Source organism: Pseudomonas sp. S3E17 (genome assembly GCF_024168685.1).
Taxonomy (GTDB): domain Bacteria; phylum Pseudomonadota; class Gammaproteobacteria; order Pseudomonadales; family Pseudomonadaceae; genus Aquipseudomonas; species Aquipseudomonas marginalis.
On the sequence record NZ_JALJWE010000001.1, the window covers coordinates 6,600,441 to 6,625,147 of the forward strand.

Sequence of the window (24,707 nt, forward strand, 5' to 3'; positions counted from 1 at the left end):
GCGGGGCAAGCCCGCTCACCACAGCTCTAGCGACACGGCTGTCTCAGCGCTGCTCACTCTCATAGCGATCCAGGGTATCACTGGCAATTTCCCGCCCAAGTGCGATCAGCTCCGGCGCCTTGTAGAACTCGAAAAATCGGCACACCCGCTTCGGCACGTTGATCAGCACATCCGGCGGGTAGCCGGCGATCTTGTATTGCGCCAGCGAAGTCTGCATCACCTCGAAACTCTGGTTGATCAGATCCAGCAATGACGCCGGCCCGACGTTATCGATGATGAATGAACCGGTGGCCGACTTCGGCGCCCCCGGCTTTTCCGGTGCGGCGGCGGGTTGCTGGGATTCGGGTTCGGCCGACTCCAGCCACGGATTGATCTCGGCCGCCTGGGCCTGCAAGGCTTCCTGCTCAAGTTTCATCAACTGCTCGGCCTGCTTGCGGCGAAACGGCAGGTGCGAACCCAGTGATTTCGCCAGGCTGTTGAAGCGGCTCTTGAACGCCGGCGGGCGCTGGATCACCGGCAAATGGTAGTGTTTCTGGTTGGTGGCGTTGAGGTTGACCGCGATAATCAAGTCACAATGGCTCGACACCACCGGCACGATCGGCAGCGGGTTGAGCAGGCCGCCGTCCACCAGCATGCGGTTGCCTTGCATCACCGGGGTGAACAGGCTGGGAATCGCTGCCGAGGCGCGCATGGCCTGGTGCAGGCAGCCTTCCTGGAACCAGATTTCCTGCTGGTTGGTCAGGTCGGTGGCGACGGCGGTGTAGGGGATGCGCAGCTCTTCGATAGTGATCTCGCCGACGATCTTGCGGATTTGCCCGAAGACCTTTTCGCCACGAATCGCCCCAAGGCGGAAACTCACGTCCACCAGGCGCAGCACGTCGAGGTAGTCGAGGCTTTCAATCCAGTTTCGATACTCGTCCAGTTTGCCCGCGGCGTAGATCCCGCCCACCACGGCCCCCATGGAGCAACCGGCGATACAGGCGATGTCGTAGCCGCGCCGTTCGATTTCCTCGATCACCCCGATATGGGCGTAGCCCCGGGCCCCGCCGGAACCCAACACCAAGGCAACACGTTTCTTCATGGTCGATGTCCTTCATAAACGGGGGCCCACAATGCGCCTATTTTGGGGGCCGCTTCAATCTTCGTTGCGCCTGGCAATATTTTTCAAGAATAGCGCCCAGGCTCGGGTATGCTCTGGCAATAGGTACTACCGATTTCAGGCTAAGGACAAGGCACTTTTTCTTGTAGGCAACGTCTACAGGCGTACGACTGTTTTTCTTTATTTTGAGGTGTCATCGATGAAAGCCTGGATGTGTGTGCCTGTGATCATGTTGGCCCTGGCGGGTTGTGCCGGGAAAACCGCATACCGCGACAGCTGTGGCTCGCAATTGGATGCCGCTTGGAAAGAGCTCGACCTGGCCAAGGCTGAAGGTTTTGCCGGCACCGTCAGCTACTCCAAGGCCTTGTCGTTGTTGACTGGCGCCAAGACCCAGCAGCAATTCGAGGCGTTTGAAGGCTGCTCCAACAAGGCCGAAAAAGCTCGGTTCTATATTCGTGAGTCGCGCGCCGGGCGTTAACGTGCAGCGCAGAGTGGGATTTTTCATCTGAGAGTGAGGGCGGGATGTCAGCTTTGGTCGATCAGTTAGTCGCTCAGGTCATTGGCCTGGAAGTAGGGTTACTGAGCTGCCAGGCTCGCCTCGCTGCCGTCACCGATGATGAAGCCCTGCATGATCTGCGCACCACCGTGCGCCGCCTGCGCAGCCTGTTGCGTCCTTTGCGCGGGCTGCCGGGTGTGGAACAGCTTGAATTGGCCGCCGGTACGGTCGGCCAGTTAACGACGCCGCTGCGCGACCGAGAGGTGCTGGCGGCGTATTTGCATCAGCATGGTTATCACGAGGCCGCTGATCGACGCCTGCGCCTGCAACCCGACGCCTATCGCCAGGTGGCACAAGGCCCGGAAGTTGCCCATCTGCTGCTGATCCTTGATGCATTCCCGCGCTTTATCCGCGCCTCGGAGCATCAGAAATTGCTCAAGGGTTTGCGACCGCGCATCGAGAAGCGCCTGGCCAGGCAATGGCAGAAACTCGATCAAGCGCTGAAAGATCCAGACCATGATCGCCACCGTTTGCGCTTGTTGATCAAGCGTGTGCGCTATGCCGCCGAGGCTTACCCCCAGCTGGATAAGTTGCCCGCCAATGCCCTGCCACGCCTGAAGAAAGCCCAAGCGGCACTGGGTGATTGGCATGACTGCTGGCAATGGTTGGCCCAGGCCGAACATCAAGCTGATCTGCAGCCCTGTGTTGCGATTTGGCATCGCACCATGGCCAAGGCCGAAGGGCAGGCGGATCGCGTGCTGGACAAACTCAGCGCGGATTGTTTCTAAAGCGGTCCGGCTTTTGGCCGGAATGAGCGCTGTACCTTGCCCGCGCGCTGGTTAAGATCGCCCATCTGTTTCTTTTGATGTGAGGTCGCCATGCGCTTTAGTGATTTGCTCGACGCCGCCCGAAGCAACCCGCAGGATGTCACCATTCCCGCTGAATGGGCCCAGGGCCGCGCCACGTTCGGTGGCCTGGTTGCTGCGTTGCAATACGAAGCCTTGCGCGCCGAGGTGCCGACGGACCGCCCATTGCGCTCGCTTGCGATCACCTTCGTTGGCCCGGTCGCGCCCGATATACCCGCCAGCTATCAAGTCGAAGTGTTGCGTGAAGGCAAGGCGGTCAGCCAGTTGCTCGGCCGTGTTGTGCAGAACGGTGAGGTCGCGACCCTGGTACAGGCAAGTTTTGGCGCATCCCGCGAGTCGGAAATCGATGTGGCCAGCGAGCCGCCGCCGACGTTCAAGCACTGGGATGAGTGCCAGGAACTGCCCTATATCAAGGGCGTCACGCCTGAGTTCATGCGCCACCTGGCGATGCGCTGGAGCGTTGGCGGTTTGCCGTTTACCGGGAATAAATCCCGCGAGATGGGCGGTTGGGTTCGTTTGCGCGGGGATGTGAAGGAAGAACCGCTGACCGAAGCGCATATCCTCGCCCTGGTCGACGCCTGGCCACCGGCGTTACTGCCGCACCTGAAAAAGCCCGCTCCGGGCAGCACCCTGACCTGGACCATCGAATTCATCCAGCCCTTGCAGGACCTGACGACCCTGGACTGGTGCCAGTATCACGTCAGCATCGAGCATGCGCGCGACGGCTATGGCCACGCCGCCGCCGCGCTGTGGAGTCCAACGGGCGCGTTGATCGCCCTCAGCCGCCAGACCGTGGTCGTCTTCGCCTGATCGTCAGTGGCGGTGGCGCAGCCGCCAGGCACGCCACCAGCCACCGCTCAACACAAAGCGCGGGAACGTCAGGAACTGCTCGACCACCAGGCGCTGTACTGCGTCTTTACGATCACTGAACGGCTCACCGGCTTCGGCTTCCAGGCTATGGCCATGACGCTGCAACGCCAGGCCTGCGAGGATGCCGACTACGCCAATGGCGAAACTGGCCAGGCTCAGGCTGAACACTCCGGACACAATCAACAGAAACCCGATGATAAACAGCGGCACGGCAATCAGGTGCAACGCCAGGTTGGTCGGGTGCTGATGGTTTTGCGGGTAGTTACGCCATTGCCAGGCGGGGAGATTGGGATGACGTTTGCCCATGATGGTGAACCCTCTGTCCGTTGAAATAACATGGGGAGAGTTTAGGTGGGGGTGGGCGGGTGGGCGAATTGGGGTTGGCTATAGCACTCATAGTTTCTGTTATGTAAATCATCTAATCCTTTCTCCCATCTATTCTACAAAACTTATGCTGGCCAGCTATGATCTCCTGGTTCAGGACAATTTATATAAACTGACGGCCCAGCCATAGACAGCCACTTTGATTTAAATTCAATAGAGGCATTTTCTGATTTTGCGTTGAAAATAAAGTGCTCGTTTTCTCGCGTTATTTTTGCAATGAAAATTTCCCGACGAGGAAGATTGGTTATCTGCAGGTTACTTATTGCGTTACAGGTTAGTCCAATCCTGCATGTGTTGTATCCTTTGTTCTCCCATTTTGGAGGTAAAAAATCTGGAAAGTCTGGTATGTCAAAACCAATGCTGAGAGAAGGTTGGTCGTTTTCTATCGTCAGAGAGTGTATATAAATCTCGCGAATTTCAATTGGACGACTGAACAATTTATTAAAAAATATCGTTCCTTCAAGATCATTCCAATGCTTCATTTTTTATCCTTAAATGGGTAGTGGTCTTTTGTTTCCGGGACTTTGCCGGTTCGCGGTGTATCAATTGGGCGTAGGTTGAAGTGAGAGCCTTGATCGCCTGCTCCGTTTTGAGCACCGAAATTATGCCCTGCTGAATGGTCTTGTATTAGTATTTTGGAACCATCGGCTCTCGTATATTGGTAGACCCTCGTCTTAATCGGTTTTCCAGAATTATCTAAAATTGTTTTTTCATTTATATCTGACATTTTCACAGTGTTGTATTGTTTTTTTGCGCCAGAACCCGCGTCGATAAATACATCGGGTTGTTGCGATGTCGGTATATTGGCGTCTCTTTTTGCTTCGCGGAATGCTCCTTTACGAGATACATAAGGTGCGTGAGGTTCAACAGGTATTGCGCAGGTTGGATTTTTCTTTACTACGCCGGTGCAACGGGCATTCAGTCCGAGTGGATCTACCCAACCCGTAGGGTTAGGCACGTACTGGTACGCGTTGATCCCACCCGCCAACTTCACCGGATCCGGCGTCAGGTAACACCCAATATCTGGATTGTAGTAGCGATGGCGGTTGTAGTGCAGTCCGCTTTCCTGATCGAAGTACTGGCCCTGAAAACGTAGCGGGTTGTCGATTGTGCCTTTGTCGAGACGGCTGATCTGGCCGTAGGCGCGGTAGTGGGCGGACCAGACGATTTCGCCCTCTGGGTCTGTCAGTTCCTGCGGCGTGCCGAGGTGGTCGAGTTGGTAGTGGTAGGGCTTGGTATCTTTTGGGCCGAAGCCTTCCAACAGAACCAGCGGACGAAAGCTGCCCGGTTCATAGAGATAGCTGCGATGGCAGTCCGCATGGTGCTCGGCAATCAGCCTGTCGCCTTGCCAGAAAAACTCCGTCGTTAGGCCGTCCACGGTTTTGCTGATGCGCCGCCCAAACGGGTCGTAGCGATAGCTCGCGGTTTGGCCGTTGGGTTGGGTGAGGCCTATCAGCCGATGCTGGCAGTCGTAGCGGTATTCGGTGACGAGTTGATGGCCTTTACCACGCCGCTCGCGGATGAGGTTGCCGAAGGCGTCGTAGTCATAGTGGCGGTCGCCCTGGATCATCAGGCGGTTGCCGGCAACGATGTCGGGGCCGGGGCGATCTTGCATCAGCAGGTTGCCGGCCGGGGTGTGGCCGAAGCGTTCCTGCAGGTCTTGGGAGTGGTCTGCGCGGGTGAGGCGGCCTAAGGGGTCGTAGTGGTAGTGGTGTTCGCCTTTGCGCGTGTCGAGCAGGTGGGTGAGGTTGCCGGTTTTGTCGTAGTCGTATTGGCGTTGGTAGAGGAGGTCTTGTTGCTGGGTGATTGCGTGGGCGTGCAGGCGGTGTTGGTCGTCGTAGTGGTAGTGGCTGAGGAGTTGGCCTTGTTGGCGCTGATGTTCCTGGCCGGCTTTGAATAGGTGAGACGTCAGTAGCGTGCCATTTAATTCGACGGTGGCGAGGTGGCCGCCTTTCGCATGATTAAAAACCAGCCGGTTGTTATCGGGCAGGCGCAGGTGTTGAAGCTGGCCGCAGGCGTCGTAGCCGTAGCGCAAGGTGCCCCAGCCCTGGTGTTCGGCGGTGAGGCGGTTTTGGCGGTCGTATTCGTAGGCCAGCGCCCAGTGGCCGTCGTCGACGCTGAGGAGGTTGCCCTGGCGGTCGTAGGCATATTCAACAAGGCTGCCGTCGGGCAGGGTTTTTCGTACGAGGCGTCCGGCGTGATCGCGCTCGTAGCGAGTAACGAGCTGACTGCCGTCGTCACCGTATTCGGTCTTTTCCTGCAGGTTGCCGTTGAGGTCGTAGACGTAGGCGGTGCGCTGCCCGTCAAAGCCGGTTTCCTGCTGGATCAGGCCATTGGGGTGGTAATCAAGTCGGTAGGTCTCGCCGACCTCGTTTTCGATCTCGGTCAGCAGTAACCGCACGTTGTCGTAGCGGTACTTGACCTGACTACCGTCGGCGTTGATACGGCGGCTGATCAGGTGCAGGCCGTTGGCGTATTCGTAGCGGGTGACATGCCCCAGCTCATCGCGTTCGGCGGTGATTTTTCCGTAGGGGTTGTAGCTGTATTCCCGACATGCACCGCCTGGTAATACGACGCGAACCAACCGACCCACGCTGTCCCACTGATACTGGGTCAGCGCGCCATGCTCATCCTCGCGCGCCACCTGCCGGCCAAGATCGTCATAGCGATAACGCTTGATCCCGCCATTCGGCAGTTGCTCTTCAAGCAACTGTCCGCGCTCATTCCACACCAGCCGCTGGCAACTGTGATCCGGGTACCAAACCCCAACCAGTTGCCCATATTTGTCGTAACTGTAATCCGTAACATGACCATCGGGATTGGTCTTACGGATGACATCGCCCTGATCGTTACGCTCGTACTTCCAGACCGCCTCACCACGGCGCATAACCCGTACGAAGCCATTGTCGTGCTCGTAGGACGTCGGTTCATCATCCCCGGGAAATAACGCCACCAAGCGTCCGGCTTCGTCGTACTGATACGCCGTCACCGCCCCCAGCGGATCCTGCTCAACCGTCAGGCGACCCTTGTCGTCATAGGATTTGAAATGCGAAGCACCGTCCGAATCAATCCGCTGCACCAGCCGCGCCCGGTCGTCATGGACGTACACTTCCTGGCTACCATCGGCGTTATGCAGAGTGACACTGCCGTCGTCCCCCCACACATACCGCGTATCCATCTGCGAAAAACTGGCCCAATGCCGGACACATCGCGCGGCCTTGCCAGCCCGTTCCCACGCCCAAAAGAAACTCGCCCCACCGGCCAGCCCACGCTCAAGAATCACGTGCTGCTCGTCGTAGCGATAAACCTCGCTTTCGCCTACCGCATTGGTCGCCGAAACCAACCGTCCCAGGTCGTCATAGGCGTAGGAAACAACGGTCTGCTCGGTCACCCACTCGAAGGGTTCATGCCCCTTGGCGCGCTGGACCTGATAGTCCACCGCCACGATGTGGCCGAACGCATAGCGCAGGAACAGCGAACGCCCGACACCGTTATCCAGCCGCTCGATGCGCCCCAAATAATCCCGGGAAATCCGCAGCCGGTTGTCATACGCATCGCTGATCGAGACCAACACACCGTCGCGAAAGTGATAGAACCGTGATGCCTGGGCCAGCACCAGTTCATCCGGCGAAGACCCTAAATAGATCGCTGCTTCGGCCAGGCTATTGGTGATGGCAGGTCGAGCAACCGTCGGCAGTGGAAACTCAATCGAGCGGTTCTCATGGTCCGTCCACACCACCGAATCGCCCGACACCACCAGCCGATGCGCCAGCGAATGACTCCAGCCAAACCCCAGCCCGGCATCCACTTCCACCGCACTGGTGCGATACAGCCGGGTCCACTCGAATGGCAGGATCCCATCCAACGTGCCGTCGGTGAGGGTGAGCAATTCCTCCCCGGTAACCATCGACACGGGGCAGCCGTTGGTGACGGTCTTATCCGAAGCCGCCGCCGCATCCCCGTTCGGGTTCTTCCCTGAAACCGGCACATCATCGACAGGCTCCTGCCTGACCAACACCGTCTGCCGAGTCTTCCTGCGAACCGCCGGCACGGGGTTCGAAACCACATGCTCCCCCGCCTTCAACGGCACAGCCGGTACGGTCTTGATCGCTGTCGCCGGGCCACCGAGCAGCAAAGGCTTCACCGCCTCGACGTGCGCGTCCAACGTCGGCCCCACCAACTGATCAGCCAGCCTCTCCAGCCACTTGCGCGCTCGTCCGGATTTGATATGTCCCAGCACCTGAGCGCCCAGGCGAATCTGCACGCCCATGCCACGGGTCGCCCAGATCAAAAACAGATTGATCAGCACCTCACCGGTGATCTCGCCCAGCACTTCATACAGCTCGGGCGGCGGCAGCAGGTGTAGCCAACTGACCAGGGCCGACAGGTAGATAAACAGCAGCGGCTCATCGCTGAGCACCAACAGCCCCTTTGCGATGGCGTCGTTGCCCAGCCTCAGCAGTTCATCGAGTTCAGTCTGGGAGATGTAGGCCAACAACTTCTGGCTGTTGGCCTTGAGGTCCGCCAACAAGTCATACAGCTGCGTAACGCTGTCCCACAGGTTGTAGAGCGCCTTGGCCATCCCGCTTGAAAACGCCAAACCTTGCATCGCGCTACGTTCGGGCGGCGTGGCGTTGGCGAAGTCGTCCCATTGGGGCTGGAAGGTCTTGGTCCATTCGTCCCGGAGGCGACCTTCCAACCCCGCGATCACCGACTGATAAGACCCATACAGCGCCTGGACGTGATCCTTGGAAACGTTGGGATAGAAGGTGATTTGGTACGGCTGGTTGCGATCACACTCGGTGATTTCGAGGATGCCGCTGGGGCCGATGGTCTTGTGGATCGGCTCGCCCAACGGGCCGCCATTGGGATCGACGCGCTGCAGCATCACCGGCGTGTTGCCGATGGGCACGAAGCGCGTGCTTTCAAATATATGCACCAGGGTCAGGGTGCCGTTGGCCGGGCATGTGGCGACGGTGCTGCTGGGGATGATTGAGCGATTGATCGGCGCGACCAGCGCTACCTCATCGCCGACCTTGAAGACCTGCTCAACCTCCAGCGCCGAAGCGCTCCAGAAGCTCCCCGCCCACTCATCAAAGGTATTCAGGCAACCGCGAAAGTCACGAAAGACGCGCTCAACGTCCGGTGCCTTGGCATCCATGGGGGCCAGAACAAAGCTGGCAATCACGGGAATCAAGAGGCAGCCCCGACGACCAGGGCATTAACGGGTAGGTGCATCGGCGGTCCCTCGCACTGAATGATCAGGCGAGAGACTTTGGAGGGCTTCGTCAGGTAAAGAAGTCGGCGCTATTCGCCAGGACGGCTAGGAGGGGTCGCCAAAACTTCGGGTAAACGCAGAGTCGATCGTAGGAGTCGGATTACAGGTGGAGAAGCCCTACAGCTTCAGTTGCCCAATCGCCTTGCTCAACTCACCAGCCAACGTTGCCAGCTCATTGCTGGTGGTCGCCGAATCCACCGTCTGTTGCACGGTGTTCTCGGTCACATCACGAATGCTCACCACTGCGCGGTTCATCTCTTCGGCCACGTGGCTTTGCTGTTCGGCGGCGACGGCGATCTGGGTGTTGCTTTCACGCATTTGCGCCACGGCGCTGGTGATTTCGGCGAGTGCTGTGCCGGCTTCCAGGGCTTGTTGTACGCAGTCGTCGGCCTTGAACGAGCTTTCCTGCATGAAGTCCACCGCGTCGCGGGTGCCGGCCTGCAGCGCCGAGACCATGCGGGTGATTTCGTCGGTGGAGCTTTGCACGCGCTTGGCCAGGTTGCGCACTTCGTCGGCGACCACGGCAAACCCACGGCCCATTTCCCCGGCGCGAGCAGCTTCGATGGCGGCGTTGAGGGCGAGCAGATTGGTCTGTTCGGCGATGCTGTGGATCACACTGACCACGCTGTTGATTTTCTGGCTGTCTTCGGCCAGTTTCTGGATCATTTCGGCGGTCTGTTGCACGCCGGAAGACAGGCCGGCGATTGAATGCTGTACGCGGGTGACCACGTCCTGACCGCTGCCAGCGAGGGTATCGGCGGACTGGGACAAGTCGCGGGTGGCGCCGGCATGTTGGGCGATGTGGTAGACGGTGGCGGTCATTTCGTTGATGGCGGTGGCGGCCTGGTCGGTCTCGCTTTGCTGGCCAAGCATGCCGTGTTGTACCTCGTTCATGCTGCTGGCCAATCGAGCGGCACCCTCGTCCAGAAGCTTGGCGGTGCGCGCCACGGTGCTGACCACGCGCTGATAACCGGCTTGCATGGCATTGAAGGCGCTGGCCATCTGGCCGACTTCATCCTTGCAGGCCAATGGCACGCGGGCCGACAGGTCGCCGGTTTTCTCCACGTGCAGCATCACGTCCTTTAGGGTGTTGAGTTGGCTGAGCAGGAAGCGGATCAGCAATTGCGAGGCGCAGAGCATCGCCAGCATCAGGATCAGCACCGCCACGGCATAGTTGGCGAAGCGTTCACTGAATACCTGGCTCAGGCTGGGGGCGCGGGCGAGCACGGCGATGTATTGCCCATCAGGGCGGGCGATCACTTCGGCGCCCATCAGCGTGTTTTCGCCGAACAGCGGCATGGGGTTGAGTTCGACCCAACCCGTATTGCTGCTCAGGGCTGACAGATCCTGATCGGCCAGCTGTGGGACTTGGCCGCGGGCAAACGTCAGCCAGTGCTCGCTCTTGGGCAGGGCCTTGTCGGCCGGCCAGGCACCGAGCAATTGCGCCTGGGCCTGTGCCGAGGCCTGGGACGCATGGCTGCGCGATTGCTGTTCGAGATGCACGGCATACAGCACCAGGAGCAGGGTAGTGATAAAGGCGACCGCGTTGACGGCCCAGAATTTGTATTTCAGCGAGATATTGCTAAGCCAGGCACCCATGGAAGGTTTTCTCTGATAGCGGAAACAGCATTGGCAAGGTGCCATTATTGTGCCGCTACTCAGAAAAGCGGTTTTGACATGGGTCAATGCACCGCATCAATCCACGGCAGGCAGCCCAAAAAACGTGCGGGCACAGGCGGTGCTGTGCTGAGCCAGGTCCTCGGCCGTTTCGTTGCGGTGCAGGGCGACTTCGCGCAGCACTTCCGGTAGGTAGGCGGGTTCGTTACGGCCGTTTTTCGGCTTTGGACGCAGGGTGCGCGGCAGCAGGTAGGGCGCATCGCTTTCCAGCATCAGACGACCACGGGGAATTTCCCTGACCAACGGATGCAGGTGCGTCCCACGGCGTTCATCACAGATCCAGCCTGTAATGCCGATGTGCAAATCGAGATCAAGGTAGCTGAACAGCGCCGGTTGTTCGCCGGTGAAGCAATGCACCACGGCTGCGCTCAGGTGGTCGCGGTAGTCCTTGAGGATCTCCAGCAGGCGCTGGTTGGCGTCGCGCTCGTGGAGAAACACCGGCAGTTTGAGCTCAACCGCCAGCGCCAAGTGCTCTTCGAGGACTTTTTCCTGTTGCGGGCGCGGAGAGAAATCCCGATTGAAATCCAGGCCGCATTCGCCCACAGCACGTACGCGGCTTTCGCTGAGTAAACCGCGCAGGCGCCTGGCGCTATCGCCGTTCCAATCGCTGGCGGAGTGCGGGTGGATGCCGGCCGTGCTGAACAGGCGCTGGCCGCTGTCATCGAGGTTGACGCACAGCTCCAAGGCTTGTTCGCTGCCGTCGACGCTGGTGCCGGTGAGCACCAATTGTTGCACCCCGGCGGCATAGGCGCGGTCGAGAACGGCCTGGTGCTTCTCGTCGAAACTGGGGTTGGTCAGGTTGACGCCGATATCAATGAGTTGCATGGTGCTATCTCCGCCTGCGGCCGGAAAGCATATCAGAGCTGTAGATTTATAAGAAAAACTAAGAACTACAACGAGTTATAGCTGTCTTTGAACGTCGCAAGTGACATCGTGACTGGCTGCACGCCTTGCACTGTGCCACCGTTGCGCGTCTTGCCAGCGCTTAAAGCGCTCTGTTTCTGACCCCAATACCTCGTTTTTCGCGAGGGTGTTGGCCAGTATTCTTTCCGGAGAGCGGATGATCCGACCCTCGGCGTTGCTTATGTTGTGCCTGACGCTGCTGCTGCCCGCAGCGGCGCTCGCACGTCTGGACGGGCCACTGGAAGTGACCAAGCCCGGCAAGGTGCGCGATCTGGCGGAGATTCGCTCGAGTCGCACCCTGCGTGTACTGGTCAACCAGAGCCGTAACAGTTCCGGCGAAGTCCAGGGCCAGGCCATTGGTGTCGAATACCATCGCCTGCGTGCGTTCGAGCAATACCTCAATGGCCACGCCCGGGATGGCCAGGAAATCAACCTCAAGATCATTCCCAAGGCCAAGGACCAACTGCTCGGCGCATTGGCCCGTGGCGAAGGCGACCTGGTGGCCCCCGGTGAATTGCTGGATGTGAAGGCCGCACACAAGATCAGCACCAGTGATCCGATCGCCAGCGGTGTGCCGTTATGGCTGGTGGGGGTGAAGGGTGAGCGGCGGTTTACCAAGCTGGAACAACTGTCCGGACGTACCCTGGCGCTGACCACGGGCAGTGCGGCGGCGGATGCCATCAGCCAGGTCAACCAGAAACTGGCCTTGCACAAACAGCCGCCGGTCAAGGTGGAATGGGTAGACCCGACCCTCGCTGTTGAGGATGTGCTGGAGATGGTCCAGGCGGGTATTTTTCACCTGACTATCGTCGAGAAGCCGATTGCCGAACGCTGGTCGAAGATCCTGCCCAAGTTGCGCTTCGACAAGCAAGTGGCAATCAGCGAACCGGGCGACGAGTACTGGTTTGTGCGCCAGGACGCCTCGATGCTGCGGGCCAGTATTGACCGATTTCTCAAGACCTATCGCACGCCGTCCGACCAGGATGTGGCATTCCAACGCATCTATCGGCGCCTCTACCAGGTGCGCAACCCGCTGGCCCGCGTCGACCGCCAGCGCCTGGAAAAACTGCGCCCGGTATTGCAAAAGCACGCCCGTGAGCAAGGCATGGACTGGCTGAACCTCGCTGCGCTGGCGTTCAAGGAGTCGGCTTTCGACCCGGGTGCGCGCAACAGCGGCGGCCCTACCGGCCTGATGCAGATCACCCCTTCGGCGGCGCAGCGGGTGGGCGTCAACAACATCGAAAGTCTCGACAGCAATGTGCAGGCCGGCGCGCGTTACCTGGCGTTGATCCGTCGCAAATTCTTCGCCAGCCCCAAGCTCAACGAGCGCGAGCGCATGGCCTTCGTATTGGCTGCGTACAACATGGGGCCGGAGCGGGTGCAGGGCATGCGCACCGAGGCCAGGCGTCGGGGACTGAACCCCAATCAATGGTTCTTCCAGGTGGAGCGCATCGCCATGGAGCAGGTGGGGATGGGGGGCGTCAGCTATGTTAATAGCGTCAACAAGTACTACTTGGCGTTCGATCGGGAGCGAGAGTCCCTGGAACCGCCGGCACCGAAAATCGCCTCACGGAAATAATCTATTTTTTCGATGTTAATCAGGCATTTTTTCGGCTTTTATCATTGCTTAAACTGATTAGTATAGCGGCCAACCCACCTCTACTTTGAAAAGGATTCACCCCATGAGCCCAATGATCAAAAGCGTACTGTCCACTCGTGCCGGCTACGGCCTGACCATCCTGCGCATCGTCGTCGGCATCATCTTTGCCGCCCATGGTTCGCAAAAACTCTTCGGTTGGTTTGGCGGCTATGGCTTGGCGGGCACCGCCCAGTGGATGGAAAGCATTGGCCTGGCGCCGGGCACCCTGATGGCGCTGCTGTCGGGCGGAACCGAGTTCTTTGCCGGCCTGGCACTGATCATCGGTTTGCTGGTACGCCCGGCGGCATTGGGCCTGACCATTCTGTCGCTGGTGGCGATCTTCTCGGTGCATATCCATAACGGCTTGTTCATGGCCAACAACGGTTATGAGTTCGCACTGGCCCTGCTGGGCGGCTCCCTGGCGGTGCTGCTGGAAGGTGCTGGCAAACTGTCTGCCGACCGCGCCATCGCCAACTGACAGCGGCACCAAACTCTGAAAAGGCCCACCACTGTGTGGGCCTTTTCGTTGCTCGGGATTCTTGACACCGCCCCACCGGCTTCTCTAGGATGCTGCGCATGCGCCGATTTAAACAGCTAATTGCGGGGCGCCACTGGGTCTTGATAGAACCCGACAGAAGCCTGTTTTCCCCTGAGGAGGCAACTTCGAAATACCGCTAAAGCGCTGGTTCGGTGTTGCCTCTCACCTGCCCGCAGACTTTTGAGGCAGAGACACGACACGATGAATGCACTACGCCCCCTGATACGCCTGGCCCCGATCACTGCGGACCTCACCCCGCGCAATCCAAAAATCCTCCTGGGCGGCAAGCATCAGCCTACGCTCTTACGTTATCTGGACGGGTGGCCACGTCGTAGCGGGCGGCCATCGGCATTCTTGATTCAGTTTGTGGAAGATGGCGATTCTCTTGCCCGGTTTGCGAATAACAGCTTCGATCTTGCGGTTATCCAGGCCCCCAGCGCCAGCGACGCGCAGGAAGTCATCCGACAATTGACCCGCATTGCCCGGCAGGGCCTGATTGCCAGGCGTTGAACGCTCAGTAGAGCGCGACTCCCGCCTGTAGTCGACGCCGTCGATTGCAGCGAAAAACCACCCAGGCAACCAGGCATAGCGTCAGGGGGATCGCCAAGGTCACAACCATTTTTATGACGAACTCCAGGCGATGTACCTGCGCGTATGCCTCGGCCCTCAAGGCATGTAATTCCATTGGTAAGCGCAGGCGTTCCTTGTTGAGTGCAACCAATTGGGTGGTGGTGTCTACTGTCTGGGAGCCGAGTGTGATCTGCGTTGGGCGCAGCATTTGCCATTCCTGTTCTGTTCGTAGCAAGCGTTGTTCCAATTCAGTCGCCTTCTGCGCGTAAGCGTGTGCGGCGCTGTCGCGCATCTGGTCCAGCCTGTTCGGCGATCGTTGCGCCGGCGCGCGCGGGCGAATAGTGGTCAATACATCACCGGCGGACAAGTTATCCAGCGTATTCAAGATAAACAGCGTGTTGCCGTCGGGCGCTGGGCTATTGACTTGATCCGTGAGCAAATCGGTGTCGGCGACTACCACCACATGGATCTGCGCCGCTTTTTGCACACCTGCCGGCTGTCCTCCAATACCATCGGGAAATGCTGAATAGGCAGGCCCCTCTATACGGGCTGCAATCACATGGCGTTGCGCTTGGCTGGAGGCCTCATCGGCCGCTGAATCGAACTCGGGTGCTGAGGCAAGCCGCTTGGTCTCCCGCAACTCGGATTGCCCGGAGCTGTATAGAAGAGGGGTCAGGGTGGTGCGACCTTTCTGACGGCGAAAGAGCGCGCCGCTGCTCGATACCGTCACGGTATTCAATTTCCAGGTGCTCGGGTCGTCTGTCTTCATCGCCTGCCGGGGCAGGGTCAACCGGCCCGGAAGCTGCACTGTGAGCTTCCCGTTCACAAGGGGGAGCGACGCCGCGTAGCGGTGGTCCAGCAGAAATTTGTCCGCTGGCATCTGTATCCCCCAAGCGGCAAGCAAATCAGGCAGTCGGTTGTTGGCGGATGTGATGTTCGAGCTTTGCTCGCTCAGGGGGTCGATAAATGCCATCAACTTACCGCCCTTCAAGACAAACTGTTCAATCTGATACATCGCTTGCTCAGGTAACGCCTGTGGATGCACGACCATGAGCGTCTTGACCTGTTCCGGTACGGGGTCGGTGGCCGCTTCGAGGTTAACCAGATTGAAATGTCGCTGCAGTTGTTTCAACAATCGACCAGAGGATTCTCCCATCGCCACCCCTGATAGCAGTCCGATAACGGGGCGCTCCGGATGCTGCAACTTGTAGATCAAATGACTGATTTCATATTCGAGCAATGGCTCACGGTCCAAGCTGAATGATTCGATACGTTGTGCCCCGTAGCCGGCTCGGGTACCGATCAGGCCCATGAATCCCCCATTGTTGTCGAGGCCAAACAACCTGGCTTTGTAGGCGTCTTCTGAAAAAGGCATGGGATCTATAAGGTGCAGGTTGATCATGCCTTTCGCTGCTTTTTCGTACTCCATCAACCGGTCTTCGATGCGCTTGCCATAGCGCTTCAAGGCGTAGCTTCGTTCAGGGGCGTCATGGGCATTGAAAAAATACAAATCCATAGGGCTTTCCAATGACGCGAGTAACTGTCGTACTTGAGGCGATAGGGTATGAGTTTTTCCTTGTGAGAAATCCCATCGAATATCCGGAATCTTTCCTACCCAAACTAAGTTAAACGCCAGGAATAGTAACAGGATGACAGTGAGTGTCATGCCGGTGCGCAGAGTAGGTCGCATGGAGGGCTTTCCTTCTCAGCTGTGTTTGTAGTTGAGAGTTACGGTCGTCGCTGCGAGAAACGCTAAGATCATGCTGATGAAGTAAAGCGTGTCGCGAAGTGTCAACTTTCCGTTGTCGATAGCGCTGTATCTCGAAAAAGGGCTGAGGGAAACCAAGCTGTCTACCGCCACAATTGGGGCTTGGTGTTCAAGTGTATCGAGTAAATAAGAGAGCGCGCTGACGATGAGCATTAAGAACACTGTCAGTATGAAAAGGACTGTGCGCTGGCGCACCAGTGTGAAAATAAAAAAACCGACGGCGAGATAACTGCCAGCCAGCAGCCAGCTCGACAAAAATTGCGAGGCAATAATGCTGTTGTCCGCCACGCCCAGGTAGTTGGCAATGATCACGAGAGGGAAGGTCAGCATTAGGGCGGTACCCGCCACGACCCAGGCTGCTAAAAATTTGCCAATAACCCATTCAAACGTGGTGATGGGCAATGTTTTCATCAGGTCGAGAAAGCCGGCATTGGACTCGTCCGCCCAGAGTTGTGCTGCCAGCACAGGAATCAGCAACAAATAGAGCCAGGGGTGTAGCTGGAAGAAAATCTGCAAGTGACTGCTGTCCTGTTCCGGCCACGCACTCATGTGCAACCCCAATGCCACGGACAGTACTGAAAAAATCGCAATGCTCAGATAAGTGCCGGGTGTTCCGGCATAGTGGGCGAGTTGACGCTTGAAAATGACGGGCAGCAGTTTCAACGGGGGATCTCTCGGCTCAGATGGTGAACTACGTCGCTGAGGCGACCAGGCTCCACGCTCAGTGAGTTGATTTTCCAGCGGCGATTGGCGATGAGCGTATTGATATGGGGGTAGATGGTGTGCCCCGGCATAGCCAGGACCGTCACCGTGCCGGGCGCGTGTCGATGTTCTTCAATGCCTGCCACCCCTGGCAGTACGGCGAGAGCCAGCAGATCCAAGGGGGCATCTGCGGTGAGGGTGACCGCTTGGAAATGGCGAGAGTCGCGTTGCAAATCCGGCATGGGGGCATCGGCCACCAGACGATCGCCTGCGATAACCAGCGCGCGCGTACAGAATTCGGACAATTCATCGCTGTGTCGGGAAGCGACGATCACTGTCATTTCCTGCGTCAATGACTGGATGAGGCTTCTGAGTTTGTATTTCTGATCAGATGCCAGCCCTTCGGTCGGTTCATCCAGTAATAGCAATGCCGGGGTGTGCAGGATGGCCTGGGCAATGGCGACTTTGCGTTCCAACCCCATGGAGAGAGCCTTGAGGGGCGCGTTGAGCACCGGCAACAACTCCAACCGTGTAGCGGCATATTCTACCTGAGCGCGTTTTTCGGTGCCGCGCAGTCCGCGAATGGCTGCGATGTAGTCAAGGAACTCTTTAACCGACATCGTAGGATGACTGACACTCCTATGCAGTTGGTAACCTATGAGTTTTTTTGTTTTAAATGGGTGGGTTTTAGTACTGAAGCCTTGAATGTTTATATGCCCGCTGGAAGGAGTGCTTGAGCCCGATATTACATCGAGAAGGGCTGTTTTAACTGTAGGATTTTCTCCGAATAGTCCCAGGCATTCCTGCTTATTTGCGCTGAATGAAAAATCGCTGATTATTTTTTTGTTGTTTAAATGTTTTGTCAGGTTGATTATCTCGATCATTTAGCGTGGTGTGGTCGTAGAAGAGGAGAGTTTGAAGAGGGTACGAGTAATAGCTGTTTTTGGGAACGCCGCTCTGCATTAATAGGAAAAGTCCTACGTGCGCGCCAGGCAGGTCGCTGAAACAATTGTTTTGTGTTTTTAACCTTTAATTGTTGAGTGAATGTCTGAAAGTTATAGAGACTTTTCGAATTTTGTAAGGAGGCCCGATTACCATGATGCTTCTACGTACCCTTGTTCTTGAACGCGACGGTCAGGATGCTCCGGTCAACGGTGCATTGCTCTGTGGGTTTGCTGTAGGTCAGATTGCCTCCAATTTCCTTGTCTATAGCTTGGATGAAGAGGTTGAGCCGGCGAGTTCCAGAGTTTATATCGCAGCCTTGCGCAAAAAACTTGATCGGTATTTTCTGAGCGGTGTCGAGTCTAAGGAAGACCTGCATGTGGCAATGCATGTCTTCAAGCAGATTCTTACATCGGTGGCGGCAGGCGCCAAGGCGGGTGTTACCGAAACTCAGGTTCCTTATCATTTTATTGATTTGAAAGGCTGCAAGCTGCCGCCTGCAAGGCCCGAAGAACATCACTCGGTGATCATCAAGAAGGCACTGGTGATGAAAGTGATCACCTGGGGAATGTCTGCGCCAGTGATGCCGGCAATCGAAAGTGCTTCATTGATTGTGCCTTCCATCCGTTTCTCGTCGAAAATGAGTTCACCTGTCAGGGGGGGGAAGTCCCCCGAGCCTGTACATGAACCTGTTGTAGAAGAGCCCCGAGAGATGTCGTTTGATGCGCCTGTGGCCATTGCTCAGGATGCACCTGTTGTCCCAAGCCCCGCGGCGCCGCAGCCGCAGCCGGCACCCGCGGATGACGGTACTTTGTCCGAAGTGGGCAGTACGTTGAACAACCTCGCTCGTGTCGCTCAGGAGCTGACCCAACAGAAACTCGCTGCAGTGGAGAGGGAAGCGGCGCTTGATCAATGGCAGGCCCGATTGCAGCAGGAGCAAACCCAGTTGGATGAAAGGGTCCGGGATCTGGAGCAGCGCACCGCCCAACTGCATGACCAGTCCCTGGCAGTCAGTCAGCGAACCGAGGCCCTGAAGGTGATGACCTCGCAAGTATCGGGCTTGCGCCAGAGCCTGCGAGGTGTGCTGCTTGAACTGGATCAGGCCTTGGATGGTTAGACCGGCCTGGCTACTTTCTCGGGTTCATTTATCATCTGCCAGCGAACCGACGCCAGGGTGTGATTTCCTGGCCTATCGGCATCTATGGACATTGCCTGGGGATGCATGCGTTTGAGTACCAAGCTGATAACCAAAGAAGGTCATGAAGCGCTGAAGAAAGAGTTGGATTACCTGTGGCGCGAAAAGCGTCCGGATACCACGCGCAAGGTGACATGGGCTGCTTCCCTGGGGGATCGCAGCGAGAATGCCGACTATCAGTACAACAAGAAGCTGCTGCGTGAAATCGACCGGCGGGTGCGTTACTTGCGCAAGCGCCTGGAAGACATGCGTGTGGTGGAATACATGCCCGAGCAGGAAGGGAAGGTGTTTTTTGGCGCCTGGGTCGAGATTGAAAACGAGCAGGGCGAGACCAAGCGTTTTCGTATCGTCGGCTATGACGAGATTTATGATCGGATGGACTATATCTCCATCGATTCACCGATGGCCCGTGCGCTGCTGCGCAAGGAAGTCGACGATGAGGCCATCGTGCAGACCCCTGGAGGTGAGGTGTGCTGGTGGATCACCGCTATCGAGTACGTGAAGTAAGCGACGTTGACCCGCCCCCCCGTGAGGCAGGCGGGTCATGGACCGCTCAGCCCTCGCGCAATACCGTCAGCGGGCTGGCGTTCAGCGCACGGCGTGTGCCGAACACCCCGGCACCGCCGATCAATACGGCGCCGATCACAGGCAGCAGCAACAGCCAGGGGTGCGGTTGCCAGGCCAGGTCGAAGGCATAGCGGTACAGCACCCACGTCACCAACTCGGTACCCAGCGCCGCCAGCAAGCCGCTGACTGCGCCCAGCAAGCCGAACTCGATGCGCCGTGCCTTGACCAGCAGCTTGCGCTCCGCGCCCAGTGCTCGCAGCAGTGCACCTTGGCGAATGCGCTCATCCAAGGTGGCTTGCAGGCCGGAGAACAGCACCGCCATCCCAGCGGCCAGCACAAACAACAACACGTACTCCACCGCCAGGGTCACTTGGGCGAGGATGCTGCGCAGTTGCTCCAGCAGCGCCTCGACCTGCAGGATGGTCACCGCCGGGAAGGCGCGGGACAGATCAACGATCTGCTGATCATGCCCTGGCGCGAGGTAGAAGCTGGTCAGGTAGGTGGCCGGCAGGTCCGTCAAGGTTCCCGGTTGGAAAATCATGAAGAAGTTCGGCTGGAAGTTATCCCAGTTGATGGTTCGCAGGCTGGCAACCCGTGCCTCACGGTTTTCCCCGGCGATGGTGAACACCAGGTGATCGTTCAACTTGAGCTTGAGGCTCTGCGCGACCTTGGCCTCTACCGAGACTCCTGGAATTCCATCGGTGGGTTGTTGCGACCACCATGAGCCTTCGGTCAGGGTATTGCCCGGCGGCAGGTCGGCGGCCCAGGTCAGGCTCAGGTCCCGTTGTACGGCGCGGTCACCGCTGGAGTCCTTGCTGACTATTTCCTGTACCGGCTCGCCATTGATACTGATCAACCGTCCTGGCACGACCGGGTACAGCGGCGCGGATTGCGCCTGCACTTCCAGCAGACGGGCGCCAAAGGCGTCCTTATCGGCCGGCAGGATATTCAGGGCGAAATAGTTGGGGGCGTCCTTGGGCAGCTGGTTTTGCCAGGTGTCCAGCAATTCGCCACGCAGCAAGGCGATCAAGCCCATGGACAACAGGATCAGGCCGAACGCCAGGGACTGGCCCGCCGCCGCCAGCGGGTGGCGCAGCAGTTGGCCCAGGCCCAGGCGCCACGGCAGGGACGCCCGGGCCAACAGGCGCCGCAGGCTCTGCAACAGCAGCAGAAGCAAGCCACCCAGAACCAGCGCGGCGACCACGCCGCCGCCCAGCAGGGCGAAGGTCAGCACCAGGTCGAGGCTCAGGCGCCACATGATCAGGCCCAGGGCGAACAACGCGGCGCCGTAGACCATCCAGGTGCTGGACGGGATAGGCAGCAGGTCGCGCCTCAGTACTCGCAGCGGCGGTACGCGACCGAGGGCGGCCAACGGTGGCAGCGCGAAACCCGCGAGAGCAACCAGCCCGGTGCCGATCCCGGCAATGGCCGGCAACAGTCCACCCGGTGGAACATCCGCCGGCAACAGGTCGTGCAGGAAATAGAACAGGCCAAACTGTGCCAACCAACCGAGGAGGGCGCCGGCCAGGCTCGCCAGTAACCCCAGTACGCTCAATTGCAGGCTGAACAGCAGCATGGCCTCGAGTCGCGATAACCCAAGACAACGTAGCAACGCACTGGCGTCGAAACGGCGGGTGGCAAAGCGGTTGGCCGACAGGGCCACGGCCACGCCGGCCAACAGCACGGCCACCAGGCTGGCCATGTTCAGGTAGCGTTCGGCTTTGCCCAGGGCGCCGCCGATCTGCTGGTTGCCGTCCCGTGAGTCCTGAAGACGCTGGTTGGCGGCGAGCCCCGGCTTGATCAGGTCTCGATAGGTTTGCAGCGCGGTACTGGCCTGCGGGCCACGCCATAGCTCGCGGTAGCTGACGCGACTGCCCGGCTGGACCACGCCGGTGGCGTCCAGGTCCGCCAGGTTGATCATTACCCTGGGTGTCAGGCTATAGAAGTTGCCAGCGCGATCCGGTTCGTAGGTCAGTACGCGTGCCAGGCGCAAGGTCTTCATGCCCACATCGATACTGTCGCCGACGTTCAGGTCCAGTGCCGTCAGCAGCCGCGATTCGACCCAGGCTTCACCGGGTTTCGGCCCGCCGCCCGGGGTTTCATCCCCAAAGGGGGCTGCTGCGCTCTTGAGCTCACCGCGTAGCGGATACTGCTCGTTGACCGCCTTGATGCTGGAGAGCTGGATACCATTGTCGGTGGCAATGACGCTGGAAAACTCAACCACACGGGCGTGATCCAGGCCCAGTTCGGTCCCGGATCTGATTTGTTCGGGGCGTGCCGGTGAGCTGCCTTCGAGTACCAGGTCGGCGCCGAGGAACTCGGTGGCGCGCAACAGCATGGCGCCGTTGAGGCGGGCGCCGAAATAACCGATGGCGGTACTGGCCGCCACGGCCACCAACAGGGCGAAGAACAACACACGCAATTCGCCGGCGCGGGCATCGCGCAGTAATTGGCGCAGGGCAAGGCTGAACAGGCGCAACAGCGGCAAACGTGCCATCAAGGCTCCAGGGGGGCGACCATCAGGCCGGCTTCAAGGCGGATCAGGCGTCGGCAACGATGAGCCAGGCGCTCGTCATGGGTAACCAGCACCAGGGTCGTGCCGCTTTCTTTATTGAGCTCGAACAGCAGGTCGCTGATGCGCTCACCGGTGTGGCTGTCGAGGTTGCCGGTCGGCTCATCGGCAAACAGCACGTCCGGTTCGGCGGCAAAGGCGCGGGCAATCGCCACCCGTTGCTGTTCGCCTCCGGAAAGCTGGCGTGGTGAGTGGGTCAGGCGCTGGCCGAGGCCGACGCGCTCCAGCAGGTGTCTGGCGCGTTCGCGGGCGTCCTTGCGGCCATCCAGCTCCAACGGCAGCATGACGTTCTCCAGCGCATTGAGGCTGTCGAGCAGTTGGAACGACTGGAACACAAAGCCCACGTGTTCGGCACGGATGCGCGCGCGCTGGTCTTCGTCGAGGGCGCTGAGGGCCTGGCCGGCGAGGGTGACTTCACCGCTGCTGGGCAGGTCGAGGCCGGCGAGCAGGCCGAGGAGGGTGGATTTACCCGAACCGGAGCTGCCGACGATAGCCAGGCTATCGCCCTTGTTCAGTTCCAGGCTCAGTTCGTGCAGGATAGTCAGTTCACCTTCCGCGCTGGGAACCACTTTGCTGAGGTTCCGCGCGGTGAGAATGATTGCGCCCATGGAGAATCCGATGCGAATGTGGTTTTTGAGTGCTGGCCTGGCCTTGATGTGCATGGCCCAGAACGCAGCGGCGGGTACAGTCCTGATCGTTGGCGATAGTATCAGTGCCGGTTTCGGCCTGGATACCAGCAAAGGGTGGGTCGCATTGCTGCAGCAACGGCTCAAGAAGGAAGGTTTCGACGATAAAGTGGTCAATGCCTCCATCAGCGGCGACACCAGTGCCGGAGGCCTGGCGCGCCTGCCGGCGGCGCTTGCAGAGCATAAGCCGGACGTGGTGGTGATCGAGTTGGGTGGTAACGATGGCTTGCGTGGGCAGCCACCGGCGCAATTGAAACAAAATCTTGCGTCGATGATTGATCAGTCCAAGGCCGGCGGTGCCAAGGTGCTGTTATTGGGGATGCAGTTGCCGCCCAATTATGGTCCGCGATACACCACGGCATTCGCCGAAGTCTTTGGCACGCTGGCCAAGGAAAAAAACATCCCGCTGGTACCGTTTTTCCTTGAAGGCGTGGGTGGTCATCCGGAGCTGATGCAGGCTGATCAACTTCACCCGGCTCTCGGCGCCCAGGGCAAATTGCTGGAAAATGTCTGGCCGACGCTAAAACCGCTGCTATGACGCTTTTCTACCGGCAGGCTTTCGGCTAAGGTGGCGCCCCCCCGATCTGGAGCCCCCGATGTCGCGTCCTGCCTGGTCCCTGTTTAACTACCAACTGATCGAGCCGGACGAGCAGCTGGATCTGTTCGCCTGCCAGGAAGTGCGGGTGCATCTGGTGACGCGTCAATTGGAACTGGGCGGCTCCATCGATCGCACCCTGTGCGGTACGTTATTGCCGGCGCAGCCGCGCTGGTCCCTGGTCGACCGTTCGATTTTCCAGGACCAGCGCCTGTGCCCTTTGTGCCGGGCGATCCTCGAGTCGCAGAAGCGTGGCACGCCGCCGATCTGGCCCGAGTTGCGTTTCGAGTTGTAGGGGGGCAGCTAGAAGCCCGCTTCACGTATACAATCGATTTTTACCTACCCGTCGTTCTGCGAAGGATTTTCCGGATGTTGTCGCGCCTTTCCGTCGTCACCTGCTGCCTGTCTCTTGCTGCCTTGTGTGCGGCCGGTCCTGCCGCCGCCTTGCAGTTGCCCCTGCCTCCACCCGGCGAAGACATCGTCGGGCAGGTCCAGGTGATCAAGGCCAAGTACGAAGACACCTTTGCCGACCTGGGTACCACCTACGACCTGGGCTATTCGGAAATGGTCGCGGCCAATCCGGGCGTCGATGCCTGGTTGCCGGGGGCGGGGACCGAGATCGTCCTGCCGACACGCTTCATCCTGCCTCCGGGCCCCCGTGAAGGCATCGTGATCAACCTGGCGGAGTATCGGCTCTACTACTTCCCCAAGGGGCAGGACGTGGTCTACACCTTCCCGCTTGGGATTGGTCGTGAAGGCTGGGGCTCGCCCATTGCGCACACCAGCATCATCGCCAAGACGCCGAACCCGACCTGGACGCCGCCGGCCTCGATCAAGGCTGAGCACGCCGCCAACGGCGACCCGCTGCCCAATGTGGTGCCGGCCGGCCCGGACAATCCCCTGGGGCCGTTCAAGTTCACCCTGGGGACGCCGGGGTATCTCATCCACGGTTCCAACATGAAGTTCGGCATCGGCACCCGTACCAGCCACGGTTGCTTCCGCATGTTCAACAACAACGTGTTGGAAATGGCCAGCATGGTCCCGGTGGGGACGTCGGTGCGGATCATCAACGATGCCTACAAATTCGGCAGCAGCGGCGGCAAGGTCTACCTCGAAGCGCACACGCCCCTGAACGACGACGGCACACCATCGGTGGTCGACAAGCACACGGCAGTGATCAACGCCTTGCTCAAGCGTGAAGACCTGGCCAATAACCTGCGGGTGAACTGGGATCAGGTGCGTGATGTGGTCGCGGCCGAAGATGGCCTGCCCACCGAGATCGGTGTGCCAGGTGGTGCACCGATAGCTTCCAGCGCGCCGATCGACCTGCAGCAATAAGCGACTGGCCCGCTCCTGAGCC

Annotated in this window: 22 protein-coding genes; 11 read left to right on the forward strand and 11 right to left on the reverse strand. The window is 59.0% G+C overall.

The features are described from left to right. Positions 1 to 43 precede the first annotated feature (43 nt). Positions 44 to 1,081 (reverse strand): patatin-like phospholipase family protein, encoded by a 1,038-nt coding sequence (locus J3D60_RS29995; protein ID WP_065939265.1) that lies wholly within the window; start codon positions 1,079 to 1,081, stop codon positions 44 to 46. Positions 1,082 to 1,298: 217 nt separating this feature from the next. Between J3D60_RS29995 and J3D60_RS30000 the strand changes: the two genes are divergently transcribed. The 3 genes from J3D60_RS30000 (at position 1,299) to J3D60_RS30010 (ending at position 3,271) form a co-directional block, all read left to right on the forward strand. Then, positions 1,299 to 1,577: a hypothetical protein gene (locus tag J3D60_RS30000; RefSeq protein WP_003172685.1), complete on the forward strand. Its 279-nt coding sequence runs from the start codon at positions 1,299 to 1,301 to the stop codon at positions 1,575 to 1,577. A 44-nt stretch (positions 1,578 to 1,621) separates the two neighbouring features. Beyond that, complete coding sequence (locus J3D60_RS30005) at positions 1,622 to 2,383, forward strand: CHAD domain-containing protein (RefSeq protein ID WP_065928093.1); 762 nt, start codon at positions 1,622 to 1,624, stop codon at positions 2,381 to 2,383. Between the two features lie 90 nt (positions 2,384 to 2,473). After that, on the forward strand, positions 2,474 to 3,271 hold the full coding sequence (locus J3D60_RS30010; RefSeq protein ID WP_253493775.1) for an acyl-CoA thioesterase II: 798 nt from the start codon (positions 2,474 to 2,476) through the stop codon (positions 3,269 to 3,271). Positions 3,272 to 3,274: 3 nt separating this feature from the next. Here J3D60_RS30010 and J3D60_RS30015 read toward each other — a convergent pair whose 3' ends face one another. From J3D60_RS30015 to J3D60_RS30035, 5 genes are all read right to left on the reverse strand, one after another. Beyond that, positions 3,275 to 3,637, reverse strand: a complete 363-nt coding sequence (locus J3D60_RS30015; RefSeq protein WP_027604139.1) for an Mpo1-like protein — start codon at positions 3,635 to 3,637, stop codon at positions 3,275 to 3,277. 143 nt (positions 3,638 to 3,780) lie between these two features. Further along, the gene (locus J3D60_RS30020) at positions 3,781 to 4,197 is read right to left on the reverse strand and encodes an Imm50 family immunity protein (protein WP_081744390.1); all 417 of its coding nucleotides are present in this window, start codon (positions 4,195 to 4,197) and stop codon (positions 3,781 to 3,783) included. Continuing rightward, complete coding sequence (locus J3D60_RS30025) at positions 4,194 to 8,912, reverse strand: RHS repeat-associated core domain-containing protein (protein ID WP_253493776.1); 4,719 nt, start codon at positions 8,910 to 8,912, stop codon at positions 4,194 to 4,196. The genes J3D60_RS30020 and J3D60_RS30025 overlap by 4 nt, the downstream gene beginning before the upstream one ends. A gap of 198 nt (positions 8,913 to 9,110) precedes the next feature. Next, on the reverse strand, positions 9,111 to 10,592 hold the full coding sequence (locus tag J3D60_RS30030) for a methyl-accepting chemotaxis protein (RefSeq protein WP_065939990.1): 1,482 nt from the start codon (positions 10,590 to 10,592) through the stop codon (positions 9,111 to 9,113). 96 nt (positions 10,593 to 10,688) lie between these two features. Beyond that, complete coding sequence (locus J3D60_RS30035) at positions 10,689 to 11,495, reverse strand: TatD family hydrolase (protein WP_065939989.1); 807 nt, start codon at positions 11,493 to 11,495, stop codon at positions 10,689 to 10,691. 235 nt (positions 11,496 to 11,730) lie between these two features. Here J3D60_RS30035 and J3D60_RS30040 point away from each other — a divergent pair, with 235 nt between their 5' ends. From J3D60_RS30040 to J3D60_RS30050, 3 genes are all read left to right on the forward strand, one after another. Further along, complete coding sequence (locus J3D60_RS30040; protein WP_253493777.1) at positions 11,731 to 13,152, forward strand: transglycosylase SLT domain-containing protein; 1,422 nt, start codon at positions 11,731 to 11,733, stop codon at positions 13,150 to 13,152. Positions 13,153 to 13,255: 103 nt separating this feature from the next. Next, positions 13,256 to 13,690: a DoxX family protein gene (locus J3D60_RS30045; RefSeq protein ID WP_027606966.1), complete on the forward strand. Its 435-nt coding sequence runs from the start codon at positions 13,256 to 13,258 to the stop codon at positions 13,688 to 13,690. A gap of 261 nt (positions 13,691 to 13,951) precedes the next feature. Further along, complete coding sequence (locus tag J3D60_RS30050) at positions 13,952 to 14,260, forward strand: class I SAM-dependent methyltransferase (RefSeq protein WP_253493778.1); 309 nt, start codon at positions 13,952 to 13,954, stop codon at positions 14,258 to 14,260. Between the two features lie 4 nt (positions 14,261 to 14,264). On the opposite strand, the gene J3D60_RS30055 is transcribed toward J3D60_RS30050, so the two are convergent. The 3 genes from J3D60_RS30055 to J3D60_RS30065 are packed head-to-tail and all read right to left on the reverse strand — an operon-like array spanning position 14,265 to position 17,674. Then, a complete protein-coding gene (locus tag J3D60_RS30055; RefSeq protein ID WP_253493779.1) occupies positions 14,265 to 16,010 on the reverse strand; it encodes a Gldg family protein in 1,746 nt (581 codons plus the stop codon). Between the two features lie 15 nt (positions 16,011 to 16,025). Then, positions 16,026 to 16,751 (reverse strand): ABC transporter permease, encoded by a 726-nt coding sequence (locus J3D60_RS30060; RefSeq protein ID WP_065939987.1) that lies wholly within the window; start codon positions 16,749 to 16,751, stop codon positions 16,026 to 16,028. After that, positions 16,748 to 17,674, reverse strand: a complete 927-nt coding sequence (locus J3D60_RS30065) for an ATP-binding cassette domain-containing protein (RefSeq protein WP_065939986.1) — start codon at positions 17,672 to 17,674, stop codon at positions 16,748 to 16,750. The genes J3D60_RS30060 and J3D60_RS30065 overlap by 4 nt, the downstream gene beginning before the upstream one ends. A gap of 212 nt (positions 17,675 to 17,886) precedes the next feature. Between J3D60_RS30065 and J3D60_RS30070 the strand changes: the two genes are divergently transcribed. Both J3D60_RS30070 and greB read left to right on the forward strand, forming a co-directional pair. Further along, complete coding sequence (locus J3D60_RS30070; RefSeq protein ID WP_065939985.1) at positions 17,887 to 18,849, forward strand: hypothetical protein; 963 nt, start codon at positions 17,887 to 17,889, stop codon at positions 18,847 to 18,849. Positions 18,850 to 18,960: 111 nt separating this feature from the next. Continuing rightward, complete coding sequence (gene greB, locus J3D60_RS30075) at positions 18,961 to 19,434, forward strand: transcription elongation factor GreB (RefSeq protein ID WP_027606972.1); 474 nt, start codon at positions 18,961 to 18,963, stop codon at positions 19,432 to 19,434. A 46-nt stretch (positions 19,435 to 19,480) separates the two neighbouring features. Here greB and J3D60_RS30080 read toward each other — a convergent pair whose 3' ends face one another. Together J3D60_RS30080 and J3D60_RS30085 are read right to left on the reverse strand one after the other, a co-directional pair. Next, a complete protein-coding gene (locus J3D60_RS30080) occupies positions 19,481 to 21,991 on the reverse strand; it encodes an ABC transporter permease (protein WP_065939984.1) in 2,511 nt (836 codons plus the stop codon). After that, complete coding sequence (locus J3D60_RS30085; RefSeq protein WP_253493783.1) at positions 21,991 to 22,674, reverse strand: ABC transporter ATP-binding protein; 684 nt, start codon at positions 22,672 to 22,674, stop codon at positions 21,991 to 21,993. Before J3D60_RS30085 ends, J3D60_RS30080 begins: the two co-directional genes overlap by 1 nt. A gap of 10 nt (positions 22,675 to 22,684) precedes the next feature. Here J3D60_RS30085 and J3D60_RS30090 point away from each other — a divergent pair, with 10 nt between their 5' ends. From J3D60_RS30090 to J3D60_RS30100, 3 genes are all read left to right on the forward strand, one after another. Continuing rightward, positions 22,685 to 23,290, forward strand: coding sequence for an arylesterase (locus tag J3D60_RS30090; protein ID WP_065939983.1), 606 nt, complete (start codon positions 22,685 to 22,687; stop codon positions 23,288 to 23,290). Between the two features lie 58 nt (positions 23,291 to 23,348). Beyond that, positions 23,349 to 23,642, forward strand: a complete 294-nt coding sequence (locus tag J3D60_RS30095) for a hypothetical protein (protein ID WP_003172705.1) — start codon at positions 23,349 to 23,351, stop codon at positions 23,640 to 23,642. Positions 23,643 to 23,716: 74 nt separating this feature from the next. Next, positions 23,717 to 24,685, forward strand: coding sequence for a L,D-transpeptidase family protein (locus tag J3D60_RS30100; protein ID WP_253493784.1), 969 nt, complete (start codon positions 23,717 to 23,719; stop codon positions 24,683 to 24,685). Positions 24,686 to 24,707 lie beyond the last annotated feature (22 nt).

Excerpts from the sequence above, each read along its gene's own strand:
- J3D60_RS29995 (WP_065939265.1), bottom strand. The coding sequence starts at position 1,081 with ATGAAGAAACGTGTTGCCTTGGTGTTGGGTTCCGGCGGGGCCCGGGGC.
- J3D60_RS30000 (WP_003172685.1), top strand. The coding sequence starts at position 1,299 with ATGAAAGCCTGGATGTGTGTGCCTGTGATCATGTTGGCCCTGGCGGGT.
- J3D60_RS30005 (WP_065928093.1), top strand. The coding sequence starts at position 1,622 with ATGTCAGCTTTGGTCGATCAGTTAGTCGCTCAGGTCATTGGCCTGGAA.
- J3D60_RS30010 (WP_253493775.1), top strand. The coding sequence starts at position 2,474 with ATGCGCTTTAGTGATTTGCTCGACGCCGCCCGAAGCAACCCGCAGGAT.
- J3D60_RS30015 (WP_027604139.1), bottom strand. The coding sequence starts at position 3,637 with ATGGGCAAACGTCATCCCAATCTCCCCGCCTGGCAATGGCGTAACTAC.
- J3D60_RS30020 (WP_081744390.1), bottom strand. The coding sequence starts at position 4,197 with ATGAAGCATTGGAATGATCTTGAAGGAACGATATTTTTTAATAAATTG.
- J3D60_RS30030 (WP_065939990.1), bottom strand. The coding sequence starts at position 10,592 with ATGGGTGCCTGGCTTAGCAATATCTCGCTGAAATACAAATTCTGGGCC.
- J3D60_RS30035 (WP_065939989.1), bottom strand. The coding sequence starts at position 11,495 with ATGCAACTCATTGATATCGGCGTCAACCTGACCAACCCCAGTTTCGAC.
- J3D60_RS30040 (WP_253493777.1), top strand. The coding sequence starts at position 11,731 with ATGATCCGACCCTCGGCGTTGCTTATGTTGTGCCTGACGCTGCTGCTG.
- J3D60_RS30045 (WP_027606966.1), top strand. The coding sequence starts at position 13,256 with ATGAGCCCAATGATCAAAAGCGTACTGTCCACTCGTGCCGGCTACGGC.
- J3D60_RS30050 (WP_253493778.1), top strand. The coding sequence starts at position 13,952 with ATGAATGCACTACGCCCCCTGATACGCCTGGCCCCGATCACTGCGGAC.
- J3D60_RS30055 (WP_253493779.1), bottom strand. The coding sequence starts at position 16,010 with ATGCGACCTACTCTGCGCACCGGCATGACACTCACTGTCATCCTGTTA.
- J3D60_RS30065 (WP_065939986.1), bottom strand. The coding sequence starts at position 17,674 with ATGATCGAGATAATCAACCTGACAAAACATTTAAACAACAAAAAAATA.
- J3D60_RS30070 (WP_065939985.1), top strand. The coding sequence starts at position 17,887 with ATGATGCTTCTACGTACCCTTGTTCTTGAACGCGACGGTCAGGATGCT.
- J3D60_RS30080 (WP_065939984.1), bottom strand. The coding sequence starts at position 21,991 with ATGGCACGTTTGCCGCTGTTGCGCCTGTTCAGCCTTGCCCTGCGCCAA.
- J3D60_RS30085 (WP_253493783.1), bottom strand. The coding sequence starts at position 22,674 with ATGGGCGCAATCATTCTCACCGCGCGGAACCTCAGCAAAGTGGTTCCC.
- J3D60_RS30090 (WP_065939983.1), top strand. The coding sequence starts at position 22,685 with ATGCGAATGTGGTTTTTGAGTGCTGGCCTGGCCTTGATGTGCATGGCC.
- J3D60_RS30095 (WP_003172705.1), top strand. The coding sequence starts at position 23,349 with ATGTCGCGTCCTGCCTGGTCCCTGTTTAACTACCAACTGATCGAGCCG.
- J3D60_RS30100 (WP_253493784.1), top strand. The coding sequence starts at position 23,717 with ATGTTGTCGCGCCTTTCCGTCGTCACCTGCTGCCTGTCTCTTGCTGCC.